Genomic DNA, 16,229 nt, shown 5'->3' on the forward strand with positions numbered 1-16,229 from the left:
CCTAATTACTTAGACTTCTTGATTTTAATCACACAGCGGCCCAATAAACGGTCGTCCCTGCGGCAAACCTCAAGGTCAGTTCTATTGTCTATCACTAACTCTCGGGCTTGTTTGCCCTCAGTTGACTTTGCCCACTGTAAAAGCTTAATGTCGTTGGCAGTTACACCAGTGAGCGGATCACTTATATAATTAGCAATTACATTTTGAGTAGTGAACGAACCAAGGATTGTACCCACAGCAATCATTCCACCGAGAATACTAGAAATAGACCAAAAGCCCAGTTTTACCTTACCAATTTGCGGCGCTTCAACTCCCAAAGATATCCCTGGCTTGAGCCTTTGCATTTCTTGCTTCAATACATCCTTGACAGCTGCGGTAATGACTGCGTGTTGCATCACCTCAGCGCTTCGGCTGGCTGATTGCAACTTTTGGTCAATCATTAATCCACCTGCTTCCAGCAATGCCTCCATTTGAGCGGGGAATTGAATCATCATCTCCTCAAAGTTCCCTAAGATGCTCATGATTTGAAACATCGGGTCTTCTGGATCAAATCCAATCTCCGATGAAAGCTCCTGAATGCGTTGTTTTTCTACTTCAGAAAGTGTATTCATATTCTTCTGACCGTTGAGATTTATTCAATCCCAAGTAATTTTTCGCAATGGAATTATTGATCACAGCAGAGTAAAAACTTTTAGCCCAGCGATAAGTATAGGCTCGATATACCGAATATATTGCTAGATGATTACTTACGGCTGAATAGGGCAAGCCTATACTCTCTATTGTTTCGTAACTATACTTATTCAACTCTTTTAAGATAATCTCAGTGCCGTTGAGTGTAGATAGCTTTTCATATACTGATGAGCGCTGATACTGGCTAAACTGTTTATCAAAGTATTGATTTTTCACTACTATATAATCAGCTGACGAGCCAACAAATTCTAGTAATTGTTCCAAGTATTCTACGCAATCTAGTCTATGAGATATTGGATGCAATAAAGTTAGCCGCCAACCGCACTCATTTAGTAATTTAAATAAATGCACTTTGTGGATGTATTGACAAACTTTATCTAAATACTGTCCTGGCATATCAACAGCTAGAGCATCACAATTGCCATTAAATTCATCCAAAATAATGTCAGTTCCACCTCGAAAAAAATCTATGCTTTCAATTGGAACTATTTGGGAATAGGCGGCCAGCTTAAAGCGGGTATCATGATCATAGACCTTGATTTGTTTCTCTTGAGCATGAAGCAAATCAATTAACAATCGTAAAACTGTAGATTTACCTACACGGGAATCACCTACAGTCATGATCAAGCGTCTAGGAGAGAGTGACATCTTTCAGTCCTAACAAGTCTTTGACTGGAGTAATTGACTCTTTAAAATTTTCCATCCATCGGTTAACCCTACCCCGAACTGATAATTTTTCGTTCTGTGCTATTCCTTGTGCATAGGAGTAGTTATTTTCATCAAGATAATCATAGGCATGAGCAATTAAATCTGGCATATATATTTCTGGTAACTTAACTCCTTCTTCATCCCTCACCTTTTTTATTGAGGCTGAATTGTCATATCTTTCAAACGCTTCTGATTCCCCAAAGAACAGATTTTTCACAACTACATAATCAACCTGCCCATTACAAAAATCATGCATTTGAAGCAGTTGATTGACAGAATCTTTCGTGCGGTTAATTACCGCTACCATTGTCGCCTGTGATTTTAGATCATTTTTTAATATTTTAAAAAAGCCCATTTCTTTCTCAAACAGTCGGAAATACTGAATTGATTGTGATGGCAACTCCAACAAAAATAAGGATTTTGGTTGAGTTGGCACTTCTTGTTCTTTTTTTAATGGCGGTGACATCAAAGTTCTTAAAGTATCGAGAAACGCATCAGCTTTTCCTCTAGTGAAAATGTCAAAAGGTAGTACTTCACAATCATCACCGTAAAATCTCTTGATTTGAGGATTTGATGTATCAGCGTCAAACGCCGCAAATTCCTGATTGGTATCTATGTATGTTTGTAGCAGCGCTCTAGCAAATGTACTTTTACCCACGCCACCTTTATCACCAGTAACAATAATTAATCTTCTGTTGGTTTGAGTATCTTCTGATATTGCTTCTTCAGTAGTTGTTTGGTCAGTTATGGGTTGTTCAGTAGTTGTTTGCTCGGCAGTTACGTTCGTCATTCTTTTTCTTTTTGTCATTTACTTTTACAAACAGGTCAAAAAACAGAATGTAATTTTATTTATACTTTCTGAATTTGGAATTATTTTTCTCTGAAATTAGGGATTACGAAGCCACTCTTGTTTACCTTGACACTCATATCTGCTGCGGATTCCCATTAATAAGGGATTTGGTTCAGAAGTAAGAAAATTATAAAGTGCAATTGATTTTTCTTTGGTCGTCAATTGCTGAATTTTGATATCAGATGTGGGTTTAGGAAGAGTAGCTTCTTCATTTGCTGGACCTACATGAAAATCCTTCATTAAGTAATAACCTTCGGCTGCGGGTTTACCCTTATTCAAGCACCCTCGTGACTTCACAAATAAATGTAGGTCTATGCCTGTAGTGAATTCTCGCCTCCGTACCATCTCATATTGTCCAGCTGGCCCCCAGACTAACTGACTTGATTCTAAGCATTGATTTTTGAGGTTACGAGACATAGAGACAATTTTTTGAACCCCACAAACCTTCCATGACACTTTATAAAGTGGGGGTGTGCTTTTGACTAGTCCTTCAACCCTGCGTAATTCTGCATTTGACTGTGCATCAACGCTATTAGCCTGGCATGAGCCTACAACTAACGAAAAAGCAAGTATTGCTACGACATTTTTAATTTTCAGCATTTAGACTCTCTTGTTATGATGGCTGATATCTTTTTTCGGGACAAGTACCTAATACTTCAAAAATCACGCTGTTGTAATTAAAGTATCCAAGTTTGACTCCGCGCATAACTGCATGAACACGGTTGTGAGCTTGTAATTTCTTATTCACTAAGTGAACATAACATTTAACTGTACCTTCTGTTACATTCATCGTTTTTGCGATTTGCTCATTAGATAAACCGCGTGCCATTAACTTAAGTGTTCGGAGTTCGGTACTTGTTAAAGTAACCCCAAACTTTTTTCCCTTCTGGTTAGTATTTTTCTCCTCTTTTGCTTTGTTGCTATTAAATAAAAAGTTCTTTGGCAGTTTTGGATCAATCCAACACTCGCCTTCTTTTGTCTTGATAATTGCATATCTCAAAATTTCTGGTTCAGAAGTCGAGAGCAAATACGAGTCTGCCCCAGCGCTCAATGCCAGGGCAACTATTTCTTCATCATCCTGATCTGTCAAGATGACCACTTTGCAATCAAACTGTTGTTTAATTGCAATTGTGGCTTCTATACCACCCATATCTGGTAAAGAAATATTGATGATTACAATGTCGGGTAAAGTTTGTGCAACTAATTCTATCCCTTCTGCTGCACAAGCTACCTCTCCACAAACCTCCATTACTGAAGATTGCGAAATTGCATTGACCAATCCCAGGCGTAAAAGAGCCTGCCCTTCAATAATTACTATACGGATCATGATGTCAATACATTGCTACTTTTATATATTAAACGTTAAGCTAACATGATTGTCTTAATTCAAGTAAATTATGAAGAAACAATACACTCGTAAAGGGAACCTCATAGTATTTAAAAATAGGGGCTTTATACCTTGTGTGGTAAAAACTTCAGTTTCACTCCTGTTTGGATATGAGCTTGATTAGCTTGCCCTGCTCTTAGCTCCAAAACATGAGTTGCAGCAGGAGCATAATATATAAGGCATGGTTGTTTTGGGCATGGGGGTACATTATGAATCACCTTTGTTACTACACCACCATCTAAATAAATAATGTCAAGGGGGATTTGAACTTTGTACATCCAAAAGCCTACATTAGTATGCCGTCTACCTAAGTTGAATAACATTCCCCTATTGCTTGGTAAATCAGTCCGAAATTTTAGCCCTTTGTACAACTCTTCTGGCAATGAGGCTGATTCTAGGTAAAAAGTACGCTCTCTCTGAATGAGCCTATATTTAATAGGCAACTGTTGGGGAGAATTTTGCAGATACCAATTAGCAACTACTCCTAGTATTAGCGATAGCCCTAAAACTGGCCCTATAATTTCGATGATCTTAAAAGCGATTACATAGGGATTGTGTTTAATAGACTTCAAAAAGAAGTTGGGAAAAGGGAAAAATATAGCACCTTTACCCTTTGCCCTTTTACCCTCTTTTGTGAAAAGTATTTTTGCAAGGTTTTGAATCTTGAAGGGAAACATAATCAACTAAAGATATTGATATTGCCATTGCTGTAAACTGAGTCATCAACCGGGCTAGATGGTAATCCCTGTAAAGAAGCTTTGTTTCGCATTCTCTCAACTTTATCAGCTTCTCTGATGGCCAAAGGATTGATATTCTGCCTTGCTTCTAATAGAGACGAGAGTGTAATTTCTAAAACAGGAGGCTGATTAATTAGCGGTACATCAGTAGGAAACATCGCATAGAAAGTGTTGGCTGCGGCCCTTTCCACAATGTTTTGAATCTCCGCGCCGACACAGCGATGTGTTTCTTTGAGTAGCCGACGCCATTCTTCCCTTGTAAAAATATCTCCATTAAGGAAGCGCTGATCAAAACGTCCAAGGTGAATCTTGAATATCTCATGACGTTCTCCATTATTTGGCAAATCTACTTTGAAGATGTCGTCAAATCGTCCGGCCCTAGTAAGTTCCGGGGGCAAGTAGTCTAAATTGTTAGCTGAAGCTATTACTACTGCTTCGCTACATCGCTCTTGCATCCAAGTCAATAGCATTCCTGCTAGTCGTCGGGATAGATCGTCATCTCCCGCGAATCCTTTATCAAAGTCGTCTAAGTAAAGAATTACACGATTAATCCGATCTACCAGTCCCAGCAATTTTTTGAGTTTATATTCTGCCTCATTACCATAACTACGAAAATTGCTCCACTCTAAAATAATCAGTGGGAACCCTAAAATCTGAGAACAAGCTTTAGCCGAGTAACTTTTACCGGTTCCCGGTGGCCCTACAAGTAAAACTCCTTTAGGTAGTCGTAGGTTGTAAGTCTTAGCCGTCGGTGTCAACAGACGCTTGTACTTCTTAAATGTCTCTTGCATTAAAGAAAGTCCACCGACTGCTAGTTCTGGTGGTTGTAGAAATTCGATGCTATAAACTCGTCTGAGGAGGTCAATTTTGTAAGCTGAAAATGAAGCCATCTCAATATTATTATTGACCAACGCAGTTTGAACACCTGTCTCAATATCAGTTAAATACATCCCGACCGCAGCGTTGGCTATATCATTAATTTGACTTTGGTTTTGGTTGGGAGGTAGTATTGCTGGCAAGTAAGTATTAATCTCCACAACCGTTGGCAGTTCTTGGGTAATAGTGGGAATTAGAGCTGCGATATCTGATGAAAGACTAGCATTAGCCCCTAGTAATAGGGCTATTTTGTTTGAGTTACGATTGTAGAATTTTAGATTAATCAGCGCAGATTTAATCCACTCGCAAGTTAAGAAAAAATCGGGATCACCCGTGGACTGACTAATCCAGGGAAATATCCCTTCCAAGATGAGAATACCTTGTAAAGGAGTGGTTTTCCAAAATCTCAGGATTTGAAAATAATCTTCACGCCCAGCCTTGAAGCTATTTGTCTTATATTCTTTTACTTGTTCTAGATTTAAATTTTGTCCATCAATTTGTAATTGATAGATCTGGTCATCCTCCAATATCCATAAGTAACAGTTAATATTTTCCTTAGCAGATTCTTTGCTAAGGCTACTCAAAAACCTTAGCCTCTCTTGCAGTGGTGATTCAACCGCAATCAGAGTCTGTTGTAATTTAATAAGATTAAACAGTTGTGAAACTAAATCAGCCATGAAATTTCGCCCTTGTTATCCAATAGTACTGGTTCCTGATACTGTTAAAGCTGGTAATTTTCAGCCTTTGATTCTACCTTCAGAATCAAGCGGAGCCACACGACTTGGCGCTTCTGAACTTGAGTTCGGCTCAATATTAAAGCATTATTTCGGCGTCCGTGCTTTGTCTCAACAACAGTTTTTACCCTCTGGGCATGACCGCCCTTATAGTGCTGATTTTGTTGTCGTGGAACCAAGTACAAAATTGCACATAGACTTAGAGATTGATGAGCCATTTAGTTTTAGTGGAGAACAAATTCACTGCGTTGGAATGGATGATTACCGCAATAAATGTTTTGTCGATGCCAATTGGCTAGTACTACGCTTTGCAGAGGAACAAATCAGGAGTCAGCCTCTACGCTGTTTACGTGTTTTAGCGAATCTCATTGCCAGATATACTAATGACACTACGAGTCAGAAATTGTTTCAAGATGTTGAGCCGCTTACTCCTATCTGGCAATGGACACGAAAGAAGTCCCAAAATCTGTTACGGCAAAATTATCGAAAGCAGTATCTTTAAGGCTGCTTTTCTACTACAGATGGTATTGCACCAGTTTTAGATAATTCATGAGCATTAAATACCCTATCGAAAAATGCAATCATCCCCAGGATGGCGAAGGCAGTAATCATTACTCTTTGTAAAGAATTAAACGCCGATTTTTCTTGCACTTCTTGCTGTAATCGTCTGCGTTGCTCTTTCTCTAGGTCTGCATTTTTCAAGTAGGTGAGAAATGCTATTGCTTGAGTTGGGTCTTCATCAGAATGAAGCTTCTCAAATACTAAAGCTTCTAAATTTTCTCTACGATTCTGATGAATAGATAAATTTTTGTTGTCAGTTGCCACGTTATCTTCAGGCTTCACTAATATCTTATTCATACAAACTTCTAACTCTAAATTTAAAGCTGTCAAAAGTTTATCTATTTTTAGCTAAACTTGCACTAAACAAATATCAAATCTTTTGCCTAACTTTAGTTAATTAAAACACCTAACTATAGTTAGGTGTCTTGCAATAAGTTAAAGCTCTAACTCTCTGGTGCGCCCGCTTTGAAACTTTCGTTGAGGTTCATCTGGTTCAAACGGATCAGTCCCGTCTGTAAATAATTCTTGTGCCAAAGTACGCCCATCTCCATCTTGATCGCTATTAAGGATATGTTGAACTACATCAATAGGTATGCCTTCTTGCCAAGCATGAACCAAAAATCCTCTGATAAATTCGGGTGTTGCTTGTTCTTGGGCCAATACTGACAAGATGCGATCGCTGTCTATGATACTCATATTTTTGATGCTTGTGACTCTTGCATCTTGGTAAACACTCTCGAATATGTCTACAGACCTTTGATCAAAACTCTGTTGTTTTGCTTCTTGGGACAGTTGTTCTGTAGCATCCATATTTATATACCTTCTTTCATTGGTAAAAAGTTTTTCCAAGGGTCATGATTGGGTCGCGTATCAAGAAGCGCTTTTTTAATTTCGGGATCTGGTTTAGGCACTTGTTCGGGAACTAACGGTGAGGAGCGTTCGTAACCAAAGTTGGTATCTAGCATCTCAATATGATTTAGATGAGAAACCCAAACATCAGCTAGTCTATTTCCTAAGTTCTTAGTATCTAGATTCGCCGGAATTTTTACCCCACCATTCCAGACAACAGGTATTTGTTCTTGGGTAAAATACTCCGTAAGTTCTTTGTGAACGAATTCTCCAGTACCCCCACAAATCAGAACTTCATCGAAAACAGCAATATTCCTAATCCACCGTAACAGAGCGCGGCAATATTCTCGACGCACAAGATCTAAAGACTCTTGAAAGGCTGTTAAATCAGATTCAACTTCATTGACTTTAGTTTTACGTGATAAAGAGCGCAGTGCATCAAACTCTCCAGCAGCAGCTAACACCAAAGCTGAAGTTAAACGCGAATCATCCTTCGATAATCCAACGGCAGTGTGACTGACAAAACGTTCGACTAGCCAATTCATTCCCAAATCTGTAGATTCAGCTTTACTTTGGTTCCCCTTTTCAATAAGTGTAAAACTAGCGTTACGATAGCCCAACATCAACATTCCAATACTCTGAGAACAATGAGCATCTCCTAAAGTATGACAACGATATGAGAGAATACCACTACCCTCATTAGATACATAGAAATTGCGTTGTCTTAGCTTCAATCGACCTGTCGGCGTGATGATTCCTTGTTTAAGAGCAGCAGACAATTGTTTTGCTAAGCGTTCGCCATCTTTGGATTCTCCAGACGGCAGCAGTAAATGTACAAAAATATCAGCTTGGTGTAAGTTGAAATGACGACAGGCTAACCATACTAAAGCAGCTAGCTTTGGTAGAGCGTACTGATATTTCAGGTCACGAATCGCAGATGTGCCAGCAAAAATACTTTTAGCCAAGCTACCTAAAACATAGTATTCCGAGCTTATTCCTACCCAAGCTGCATTTTGGGCGGAAGTTTCTACGGATAACCCTTTGACAGACTCTTTCTCTACGTCTGCAACTTCTGGAGAAAGAGTAATAACTTGCGGGACACCATCAGGATAAATTTGGGCGAGTACCTTATTAACACTAGCGCCCAAGTCACAAGTTAAAACGAGCTTAATCGGATCAGATTGGTTTAAAGCTGTCATCTTATTCCTTTTGAAGCATTTTATTCGCTGCAATCATTTTAGGAGTGGGTTGAAGATTCATATCCCAGTCGTCATCATCTTCATCATTATCTTCGATATCATTATTATCCTCTTGCTGCTGAGGAATTTCTGCAATTGTCCTTTGAGCGGGAGCAGGAATTGTTTTAGTTAAATCTGGTACTGATGCAATTGTATTTAATCCAGCCAGTTGCTGAATAGAGATCAGTTTTTTCGAGAGATTTTCAGAAGCAGTGCGACAAGCAAGACGAAATTCTTCAGGGCTTACCTTACCCTCTAATGCTTCAACAACCCAGTAAGAAGTAGCTCCTTCCAGAAGTAGGTCAATAGCAGTTTTCCCAGAAGGATAGGCTAATAAATATTCAATGACCTTGCCTTCCCAAGTTGCGGTACTGCGTTTAAACTTTGGAAGTTCGACATTATGCTGTTCTGCCATAACACTAGACATAAGTACATTAGTATTAAAGCACACAAAAAAAGTACTAGTGTAAGAAAAGGGTGCTGAGGAGGCGTTGAGGGGGTGTTAGTGTGGTGTCGAGGGGGTGTAAAAAGTAGAAAAAGCCACATTAAGAGCAAGAGAAGAACAGAGAATCAGGGGGTGTTGAGGGGGTGTTGGCGCGGTGTATTTGCGACAGGGTAAAAGGGAATTCCGAGGAGTTACCATGTATGGTGTACTCACTTCACTTTCGCGCCCTGCGGGTGGCTGGCGCCATTTTTCGCTGCGCTCAAAACGCAAAAGTCGTTCGCCCTTCGGGATCGGAGCAGGGTGTAGGGGATAGGGTGTGGGGTGTAGGGGAAGTTTCACTTGTTCTCAAGAGAACGAATAAGACCTTGAAGTAATCTACCAACTAATTGGCACTGAGCAAGAACGGAATCTATGCTTTGAGCTTCTATGAGGTTTACTCGTTTAGATAAGATCATGTGTGTTTCTAATTCTTTAAGGGAGCCTTGGGCTATGTATAGAAACTGAATATACTCTCCTCTTGTCTTTCGACCATACCCTTCAGCAATATTAGCCGGGATTGATACAGCTGATCTGCGGATTTGGGTTGTTATGCCATAAGTTTCTTCTTTGGGAAAATTTCTAGTTAGTAAATAGCAACTTTCTGCCAAATTCATCCCTTCTTGCCAAACTTGTAAATCCTGATAAGACTGTATCGGTGTTTTACTCATCTCTAATCCTTCTCACTTCAATCCCTACACCCTACACCCCATACCCTATACCCTATTTGAAATGGTAGTTCTTGCAATTCTGCGCGTTGAGAAACTAAAATCCTTTGGTAGTGTTGGTGGCAGTGAAGCGCACACTGCTCGACTTCAAGATACACCTAATGCCGATCACACTAAAACTAATATTAGACTGATTGGTAATTTGGGGGAACCACCTTTAGAAGAATTGGTGAAAGCCAAGATAGCGATCGCCACCAAAAGTCCACCTCGAAAAGATGCAGTCCTGTGCAGTGATATTTTCCTCTCAGCTTCCCCGGAGTACTTTCGCCCTGATTCACCATCGTTAGCAGGTGAATGGGATGAGCAAAGAATGTGGGATTTTGCCAATGCTTCTAAAAAATGGTTAGAGGAGAATTACGGCGATAAGTGCATCCGGGCAGAGTTACACTTAGATGAAGCGACACCCCACATTCACGCTTATGTCGTGCCAATTAATGACCGCACCAAAAAACTCTCTCACAAGGAGATGTTTGGCGGCAATGGCAGACAAGCCAGCATTAAGATGTCTAAACTCCAGGACTCCTACGCTGCGGCACTAGCACCCTTGGGCATCTCACGGGGGATCAAAGGCAGTCAGGCGACACATACTAAAGTTAAGGAATATTACCAAGCGGTCAACAGCGAACCCTTAATGCTGGAATTAGACCGACTCGCCCCCAGGGCGGGAGAAACTGCACAACAGTTATTTGAGCGCATTAAGGCTGATTCCGCAATTGGAGCAATTAACTATCAGCTGGCAGATCGAAAATTCACACTACAAAAATCGCAACGAGCTGCTCAAAATGCTCTAGTTGCCCAGAAATCACGTCAACAGACAGAACAACGTGCAGTTGAGTTAGTAACAGAAAACTATCTAACAAGACAGCAGTTAGACCAGCTGCGAGACTTACCCCTAGAAGATGTGGCGTGGCAGTTGGGATTAGACCGCGATACTAAACAATTGCGGCGATGGCGTGGTCTGGATAATATCATTAGTATTAGTGGTGATTCCAAGTTCTACGACTTTCACCCCACCCAAGAAAAGGGCGGTGGCGGTTCCATCGATTTGGTGATGCACGTCAATAAATGTAACTTTCGAGGCGCGATCGCATGGCTTCATGATCGTTTTGGGGAAGCAGGTATAGAAAGAGCCGCAGCGCATAAAGCCAAGATTGAGGCGAAGGCGATCGCCGCTTCGGAACCAGTACCCCAGTTCTCACCGCCGATTGCTGATGAAACCCAGTGGCAGGCGGTACACCATTACTTGACCAATAAGCGGAAATTGCCATCAAACTTGATTCAGGCTTTTAAGGAACGGGGGTTTATTTATGCTGATGAACAACAAAACGCTGTGTTTGTGATGCGTTCGTTAGATGAAGAGGTTAAAGGGGCATTCTTGCGAGGGACGCGAGGTGAAGATAATACTTTTATGGGTTACGAGAAAGGAACTAAGCGAACTTCGGGCTGGTTTTGGTTCCGCATGGGAGCTAAACCAACTGATGAAGTGAAACGAGTGATTTTATGTAAATCTCCCATTGATGCCATCTCCCTTTCCACAATTGAGTTGACAAAACCAGCGCAAGTGCCACAAACAATAACCATGTATTTAGTTGCCGATAGCCCCCAAAGTCTACCAGTGGAGTTTCTAAAAACTATTCCCACTGTAGAACTGGCTTATGATAATTCGGAAACTGGTGATGAGGCAGCACGAATTATTAAGCAAATGCTACTTCGTGCTTTGAGAAAAAAACCTAAAGCTGCCGACTGGAATGAGGAATTGGAGAGGCGATCGCAGCTTGAACAGAAGAAACGCACTCCTCAGCAAGGCATTGAGCTTTAAACCTGCAAAGAATAAGCAGCGATGTTCAAGCGTTAATATAGTCAAATTGAGCTTCATCACTCCCATAAACTATGCCAAAAACTTGGAATCTGAAAGTAGACAGCTATTACAATGCCAACCCACAGTGCATCATTGCCACTGCCCACATTGACAATTTCCCTACAGACTTACCCCTAGAACCCAACATTAGAGAACCTAACAAGAGAAGTGCGACATATAGGCAAATCTTTGACTCTTTGACGACTCAACCCGAAAAATTCTTCTCTCGTCACAGTGGAATTGTGCTATGTGCCAACAAAGTTAAACCCAACAAAAATAAAACTGAATTAGAGCTAGAAATTTTAGAAGCCTCCGAAGGTGGTAGCGATGGCATTATCAATGGAGGTCACACAGTTCTAGCTTTTGACCAGGCTAGGAATTACAATTACAACCTGAGCCTTGCCAGAGTTCAAGTTACCATTCACATTGGACTTTCTGAAGAATCAGCTAAAGATATCGCTCTCGCATCCAATACCACTACGCCAGTGGATTCTCGCTCTAAAGTCAACGCCAGAGGTGATTTTGAATTCATCAAGCAGTATTTAGCTTCTTTGGAAAGAGCGGAGGACAGAAAATTCCGAGTCGCCTATTACCAGAACCAAAGCGGCGCTCCTAGAAATGCCCAGTGCAATGTTAATCACTTATTCAAATTAATTAATTGCCTCGACAGAAATAGATATAACCCCGACGGCAATAAAAGAACCAAGCATCCTACGGGTACTAATACTCCAAGTCACATCACAGACACGGAAAGGCAAAGATTAACTCTTTTACTGCCTCTACTTCCCAAATCTCTATGGATTGAGCAAAGACTATACGAAATCGTTCAAGAACATATTAGCAACCCCAGAAGAAAGGGCGTCAACGATTTAGCCTCAATCGATACACGCAAAAGTACTCTGCTTCTCGACAGCAAGTACTCGTTTGGGTTTGGTGCGCCAACTGATCTGGCGTTGCCGATAATTGCATCTTATCGGGTGTTCTTGGACGAGAATTATAACTGGATTATTCCTTTCGAGGAGTTTTCAGAAGACTTTCTCCAACATCTGTGGAATAACTATTACCGGAAATACCTGGTATCGGAGAAAATAGCAGGGAATACGGTGGGAACAAGAATCTGTCGCAATCAAGAAATTTGGGAAAGTTTATACATCTCAGCGCAAAGTTATCTCAATCAGCACTTAATGAAAATGGTCAATTCCGCCAAGCGGCAAGAATTGACGCTGACTTCTTAATGGGACGAGGGATTTTCCTGCGTGCATTGGTAAAAATAAATCCAGCAACTTTTATGAGTCAAACACAATCGGAACTAAAGCTACTGACCTTCGATGAATTTATCGAATGGTATCCAGAAAACTCAGAAGTACGTTATGAATTACATGATGGGGTGATTGTGGAGATGCCAAAGCCTAAAGGGGAGCATTCTGATTTAGCTGGTTTTTTGATTGAAGAATTACTGATCACAATTAGAGATATGGGTAAGCGCGGTATCTGGACTATACCGAAAGAATCCATTATTAAACCATACCGAGACAAATCAGGGTACGAACCGGATATTATTGTTTTAAATCAAGAAACTATTGATACCGAAACACGCTGGAAGAAGGAATCAGTTATCCATAATGCTAGTTCGGTCAAACTAATAGTTGAAGTAGTCTCAACCAACTGGCAGGATGATTATTACGATAAGCTTCGTGACTATGAAGCTATGGGTATACCTGAATATTGGATTGTGGATTATGCAGCGTTGGGTGGACGTGTATTTATTGGTAGTCCCAAACTTCCGACTATTTTTGTCTGTGAACTTATTGATGGTGAATATCAAATGACACCCTTTAGAGAAACAAACCTTATAGTGTCTCCTACTTTTTTGCAGTTGAATCTAAGCGCGCAACAAATTTTTGACTGGGTGATTTAACAATAACAAGAGTAGGATAAGTACTTGAAATCCCCGCTATCAAATCAATTTCAAAAAGACCAAATTGAATGACTCGATTTGTACATGATGAATTTGCCAAGGATTATCTAGAAGAACTGTTAAAATCTTATGGGGAAGTAAAATCATCATCAAAAATCTCAGGAGAGATTAAAGAAATTGATGTGTTATTTACTCCATTAGCACAGCAAACTTCTAATCTAGAATTGTTAGGGCTACTAGGAAGATTTGCAGAATTTCCGGCAATATTAGAACCCTTTCGCAATGCAGCTTCTGGTGATGAAATCTGTGATTGTATTCAAAAGTTATTAGAAGTAAAATCTGGATTGCGACGAGATGCTAAAGCAAATAAAACCAGACTCCAGGAGTCAGATATTCCTAAACTATGGGTTCTGACTCCAACTGCATCCCCAGCAATACTATCGAGCTTTAATGTTAATCAGAAATCGGAGTGGCTACCAGGGATATACTTTTTAGGTGATGCTCTACGGACAGCAATTGTAGCCATACATCAACTACCACAAACACCGGAAACCTTGTGGTTGAGAATTCTTGGCAGAGGAAGTACACAGTCACAGGCGATTGTGGAATTATCAGCGTTACCATTGGATCACCCATACAAGCAAGTAACGCTAGAATTGGTTTACAACCTACGCGAAAATTTAAGAATCAACCAAAATTTAGAATCAGATGATACAGAGTTAATTATGCGATTAGAACCACTTTATCAGCAAGACCGTGAAAGAGCAAAACTTGAAGGAAAAGAAGAAGGACAACAGGATTTAATTATACGTCAACTAAATCGTCGTCTTGGTGAAATTGATGCATCGTTGATTGAAGGAGTTCGAGGATTATCTATTGAGCAATTGTCTATTCTAGGAGAAGCGTTATTAGATTTTTCTGTTGTGGCGGATTTAGAAGTTTGGTTAAACCAGCAAGCCCGATAATAATAACATGACCTAGATATCTGTCCCATAGAGCATGGTAGTATTTGGGGTATTTATCCTGGCTTTTAAAATGGCAATAGAAGTGTTTCCATCATCATTTTATTGCGACTGTGGACATAAATCGTATTTCTTTGAGAATACCGTCTCTGAGATGGTTAAATTAAGCCTTGGTGTAATTGAAAATATTGTAGAGTCAAGAAAAGCCCTAAGTATTGCCCTACGCAACTCACCCTATGACTACCGCACCCTTAAGCTGGCAAGAACTAGAAACCCTCGCGGACTATCAAATAGATACCGTTAATGGTCTCACCAACGCTAGAGCAAGGTTGCGCTTGTTTGGGAAACCTGAATCTGATGTGCGGGTAACGCTGTACCGCGATAACCACGCCTGGTGTCCTTACTGTCAAAAAATTTGGTTATGGCTAGAGGAAAAACAGATCCCCTATCGCATTGAAAAAGTGACAATGTTCTGCTATGGGGAGAAAGAAAGTTGGTACAAACGTAAGGTACCATCAGGAATGCTCCCTGGGATCGAGCTAGATGGACGGATTATTACGGAAAGTGATGACATTTTGATCGCTTTGGAAAAGGTTTTTGCTCCATTGAGCCAAGGGATGGAAGACCGCACGGTGCTGACTCTACGTCAATTAGAACGACTTTTATTTAGAGCCTGGTGTGTTTGGCTGTGTTCTAGAGCCAGTTCCTCTCAACAAGAACAACGCAACCGAGAACAATTTATTGCAGTGGTGGCTAGGGTCGAGGAGGCTTTACGTCGCACCCCAAGCCCTTACTTTCTATCGGGCTTCGGCATCGTCGATGTCATTTTTACACCATATCTCGAACGGATGAATGCGAGCCTTTACTACTACAAGGGCTACTCCCTACGAGAAGAAAACCCTCGCTTGAGTGCATGGTTTGCGGCAATGGAAAGCCGACCTACCTACTGTGGAACCCAAAGCGACTTTCACACCCATGCACATGATTTGCCGCCCCAGATGGGGGGCTGTTGGGAAAATGGCGAAACCCAGATGCTTCTCAATAAAGCGCGGGTGGATAATGGCCCCTGGTTTGGGCTACCAGACGTTACTTATCCAGAACCCGAAAACTCCCGCATGGAAGCTCTTCAACGAACTATCGAACACCGCATCAATATTATCCGAGTCAACCCTTTAGATGATAAGTTGTTTGATCAAGCACTACGTTGTGCTTTAACACACATGATGATCGGTGAAGATTGTGTACCTCCATTGGGGTCTGATGTCGCTCTACGATATTTACGTGATCGCATTAATGTACCACGAGATATGTCCATCTACGCAGCCAAGCGATTGAGGGAATCCCTGGAGAAAATCGCAGATCTTGCGGGCGATGGGCAGCCAGCCCCCATTTCCACTAAGCATCGACGAGATCAAGACCCATCTAACTTTGTCAGAAACTAGGATTTAGGCACCCATCCTGGCAGATCGTGCTTCTCTAACAATTAACAGTGAACAGTTATCTTGGTTTCAACTACACCCCCACCACCAACCAATCGCACACCACAGACCTATACCCGTGGGCAAAGTTAACCCAAACCTGCCATTGCCCCAAATACCCATTCCAGTAAGGTTCACCATCAGCAACACCGACAGCCGAGCCGATTGTGGAGA

Annotated in this window: 18 protein-coding genes; 6 read left to right on the forward strand and 12 right to left on the reverse strand. The window is 41.0% G+C overall.

Going from position 1 to position 16,229, the window contains the following annotated elements:
• Positions 1-5: 5 nt before the first annotated feature.
• The 7 genes from IQ246_RS16150 to IQ246_RS16180 form a co-directional block, all read right to left on the reverse strand.
• A complete protein-coding gene (locus IQ246_RS16150) occupies positions 6-611 on the reverse strand; it encodes a DUF6753 family protein (protein ID WP_194004369.1) in 606 nt (201 codons plus the stop codon).
• On the reverse strand, positions 595-1,338 hold the full coding sequence (locus IQ246_RS16155; protein WP_194004370.1) for a hypothetical protein: 744 nt from the start codon (positions 1,336-1,338) through the stop codon (positions 595-597). Before IQ246_RS16155 ends, IQ246_RS16150 begins: the two co-directional genes overlap by 17 nt.
• Complete coding sequence (locus IQ246_RS16160; RefSeq protein ID WP_194004371.1) at positions 1,322-2,188, reverse strand: chromosome partitioning protein ParA; 867 nt, start codon at positions 2,186-2,188, stop codon at positions 1,322-1,324. Before IQ246_RS16160 ends, IQ246_RS16155 begins: the two co-directional genes overlap by 17 nt.
• Positions 2,189-2,284: 96 nt before the next feature.
• Entirely contained in the window at positions 2,285-2,848 is a 564-nt protein-coding gene (locus IQ246_RS16165; protein ID WP_194004372.1) for a hypothetical protein, read from the reverse strand.
• A gap of 13 nt (positions 2,849-2,861) precedes the next feature.
• A complete protein-coding gene (locus IQ246_RS16170; RefSeq protein ID WP_194004373.1) occupies positions 2,862-3,575 on the reverse strand; it encodes a response regulator transcription factor in 714 nt (237 codons plus the stop codon).
• A 125-nt stretch (positions 3,576-3,700) separates the two neighbouring features.
• Positions 3,701-4,207 (reverse strand): DUF192 domain-containing protein, encoded by a 507-nt coding sequence (locus IQ246_RS16175; protein ID WP_194004374.1) that lies wholly within the window; start codon positions 4,205-4,207, stop codon positions 3,701-3,703.
• Positions 4,208-4,314: 107 nt separating this feature from the next.
• Complete coding sequence (locus IQ246_RS16180) at positions 4,315-5,925, reverse strand: ATP-binding protein (RefSeq protein WP_194004375.1); 1,611 nt, start codon at positions 5,923-5,925, stop codon at positions 4,315-4,317.
• Here IQ246_RS16180 and IQ246_RS16185 point away from each other — a divergent pair.
• The gene (locus IQ246_RS16185) at positions 5,924-6,484 is read left to right on the forward strand and encodes a hypothetical protein (RefSeq protein ID WP_194004376.1); all 561 of its coding nucleotides are present in this window, start codon (positions 5,924-5,926) and stop codon (positions 6,482-6,484) included. The genes IQ246_RS16180 and IQ246_RS16185 overlap by 2 nt on opposite strands.
• Here IQ246_RS16185 and IQ246_RS16190 read toward each other — a convergent pair.
• The 5 genes from IQ246_RS16190 to IQ246_RS16210 form a co-directional block, all read right to left on the reverse strand.
• Positions 6,481-6,840, reverse strand: a complete 360-nt coding sequence (locus IQ246_RS16190; protein ID WP_194004377.1) for a hypothetical protein — start codon at positions 6,838-6,840, stop codon at positions 6,481-6,483. The two genes, IQ246_RS16185 and IQ246_RS16190, sit on opposite strands and share 4 nt — an antisense overlap.
• 138 nt (positions 6,841-6,978) lie before the next feature.
• Positions 6,979-7,353 (reverse strand): hypothetical protein, encoded by a 375-nt coding sequence (locus IQ246_RS16195; protein WP_194004378.1) that lies wholly within the window; start codon positions 7,351-7,353, stop codon positions 6,979-6,981.
• Between the two features lie 2 nt (positions 7,354-7,355).
• Entirely contained in the window at positions 7,356-8,591 is a 1,236-nt protein-coding gene (locus tag IQ246_RS16200; RefSeq protein ID WP_194004379.1) for a hypothetical protein, read from the reverse strand.
• Position 8,592: 1 nt separating this feature from the next.
• On the reverse strand, positions 8,593-9,057 hold the full coding sequence (locus IQ246_RS16205; protein WP_194004380.1) for a hypothetical protein: 465 nt from the start codon (positions 9,055-9,057) through the stop codon (positions 8,593-8,595).
• 353 nt (positions 9,058-9,410) lie between these two features.
• The gene (locus IQ246_RS16210) at positions 9,411-9,782 is read right to left on the reverse strand and encodes a four helix bundle protein (protein WP_194004381.1); all 372 of its coding nucleotides are present in this window, start codon (positions 9,780-9,782) and stop codon (positions 9,411-9,413) included.
• Between the two features lie 61 nt (positions 9,783-9,843).
• On the opposite strand from IQ246_RS16210, the gene mobV reads away from it, so the two are divergent.
• The 5 genes from mobV to IQ246_RS16235 all read left to right on the forward strand — a co-directional run bounded on the left by mobV (position 9,844) and on the right by IQ246_RS16235 (position 16,019).
• The gene (gene mobV / locus IQ246_RS16215) at positions 9,844-11,658 is read left to right on the forward strand and encodes a MobV family relaxase (RefSeq protein WP_194004382.1); all 1,815 of its coding nucleotides are present in this window, start codon (positions 9,844-9,846) and stop codon (positions 11,656-11,658) included.
• A gap of 71 nt (positions 11,659-11,729) precedes the next feature.
• Positions 11,730-12,932, forward strand: a complete 1,203-nt coding sequence (locus tag IQ246_RS16220; protein WP_194004383.1) for an AIPR family protein — start codon at positions 11,730-11,732, stop codon at positions 12,930-12,932.
• Between the two features lie 53 nt (positions 12,933-12,985).
• Positions 12,986-13,615, forward strand: a complete 630-nt coding sequence (locus IQ246_RS16225; RefSeq protein WP_194004384.1) for a Uma2 family endonuclease — start codon at positions 12,986-12,988, stop codon at positions 13,613-13,615.
• Positions 13,616-13,683: 68 nt separating this feature from the next.
• Positions 13,684-14,580 carry a DUF4351 domain-containing protein gene (locus IQ246_RS16230; RefSeq protein ID WP_194004385.1) on the forward strand — a complete coding sequence of 299 codons (897 nt, stop codon included), beginning with the start codon at positions 13,684-13,686 and terminating at the stop codon, positions 14,578-14,580.
• A 233-nt stretch (positions 14,581-14,813) separates the two neighbouring features.
• Positions 14,814-16,019 carry a glutathione S-transferase family protein gene (locus tag IQ246_RS16235; RefSeq protein WP_194004386.1) on the forward strand — a complete coding sequence of 402 codons (1,206 nt, stop codon included), beginning with the start codon at positions 14,814-14,816 and terminating at the stop codon, positions 16,017-16,019.
• Positions 16,020-16,229 lie beyond the last annotated feature (210 nt).

Source organism: aff. Roholtiella sp. LEGE 12411 (assembly GCF_015206995.1).
In the GTDB taxonomy this organism is placed as follows: Bacteria; Cyanobacteriota; Cyanobacteriia; order Cyanobacteriales; family Nostocaceae; genus Komarekiella.

What these genes read in the sequence shown, in the direction of transcription:
- IQ246_RS16150 (WP_194004369.1), bottom strand. Translation starts at nt 611, where the DNA reads ATGAATACACTTTCTGAAGTAGAAAAACAACGCATTCAGGAGCTTTCA.
- IQ246_RS16155 (WP_194004370.1), bottom strand. Translation starts at nt 1,338, where the DNA reads ATGTCACTCTCTCCTAGACGCTTGATCATGACTGTAGGTGATTCCCGT.
- IQ246_RS16160 (WP_194004371.1), bottom strand. Translation starts at nt 2,188, where the DNA reads ATGACGAACGTAACTGCCGAGCAAACAACTACTGAACAACCCATAACT.
- IQ246_RS16165 (WP_194004372.1), bottom strand. Translation starts at nt 2,848, where the DNA reads ATGCTGAAAATTAAAAATGTCGTAGCAATACTTGCTTTTTCGTTAGTT.
- IQ246_RS16170 (WP_194004373.1), bottom strand. Translation starts at nt 3,575, where the DNA reads ATGATCCGTATAGTAATTATTGAAGGGCAGGCTCTTTTACGCCTGGGA.
- IQ246_RS16185 (WP_194004376.1), top strand. Translation starts at nt 5,924, where the DNA reads ATGAAATTTCGCCCTTGTTATCCAATAGTACTGGTTCCTGATACTGTT.
- IQ246_RS16180 (WP_194004375.1), bottom strand. Translation starts at nt 5,925, where the DNA reads ATGGCTGATTTAGTTTCACAACTGTTTAATCTTATTAAATTACAACAG.
- IQ246_RS16190 (WP_194004377.1), bottom strand. Translation starts at nt 6,840, where the DNA reads ATGAATAAGATATTAGTGAAGCCTGAAGATAACGTGGCAACTGACAAC.
- IQ246_RS16195 (WP_194004378.1), bottom strand. Translation starts at nt 7,353, where the DNA reads ATGGATGCTACAGAACAACTGTCCCAAGAAGCAAAACAACAGAGTTTT.
- IQ246_RS16200 (WP_194004379.1), bottom strand. Translation starts at nt 8,591, where the DNA reads ATGACAGCTTTAAACCAATCTGATCCGATTAAGCTCGTTTTAACTTGT.
- IQ246_RS16205 (WP_194004380.1), bottom strand. Translation starts at nt 9,057, where the DNA reads ATGTCTAGTGTTATGGCAGAACAGCATAATGTCGAACTTCCAAAGTTT.
- IQ246_RS16210 (WP_194004381.1), bottom strand. Translation starts at nt 9,782, where the DNA reads ATGAGTAAAACACCGATACAGTCTTATCAGGATTTACAAGTTTGGCAA.
- mobV (WP_194004382.1), top strand. Translation starts at nt 9,844, where the DNA reads ATGGTAGTTCTTGCAATTCTGCGCGTTGAGAAACTAAAATCCTTTGGT.
- IQ246_RS16220 (WP_194004383.1), top strand. Translation starts at nt 11,730, where the DNA reads ATGCCAAAAACTTGGAATCTGAAAGTAGACAGCTATTACAATGCCAAC.
- IQ246_RS16225 (WP_194004384.1), top strand. Translation starts at nt 12,986, where the DNA reads ATGAGTCAAACACAATCGGAACTAAAGCTACTGACCTTCGATGAATTT.
- IQ246_RS16230 (WP_194004385.1), top strand. Translation starts at nt 13,684, where the DNA reads ATGACTCGATTTGTACATGATGAATTTGCCAAGGATTATCTAGAAGAA.
- IQ246_RS16235 (WP_194004386.1), top strand. Translation starts at nt 14,814, where the DNA reads ATGACTACCGCACCCTTAAGCTGGCAAGAACTAGAAACCCTCGCGGAC.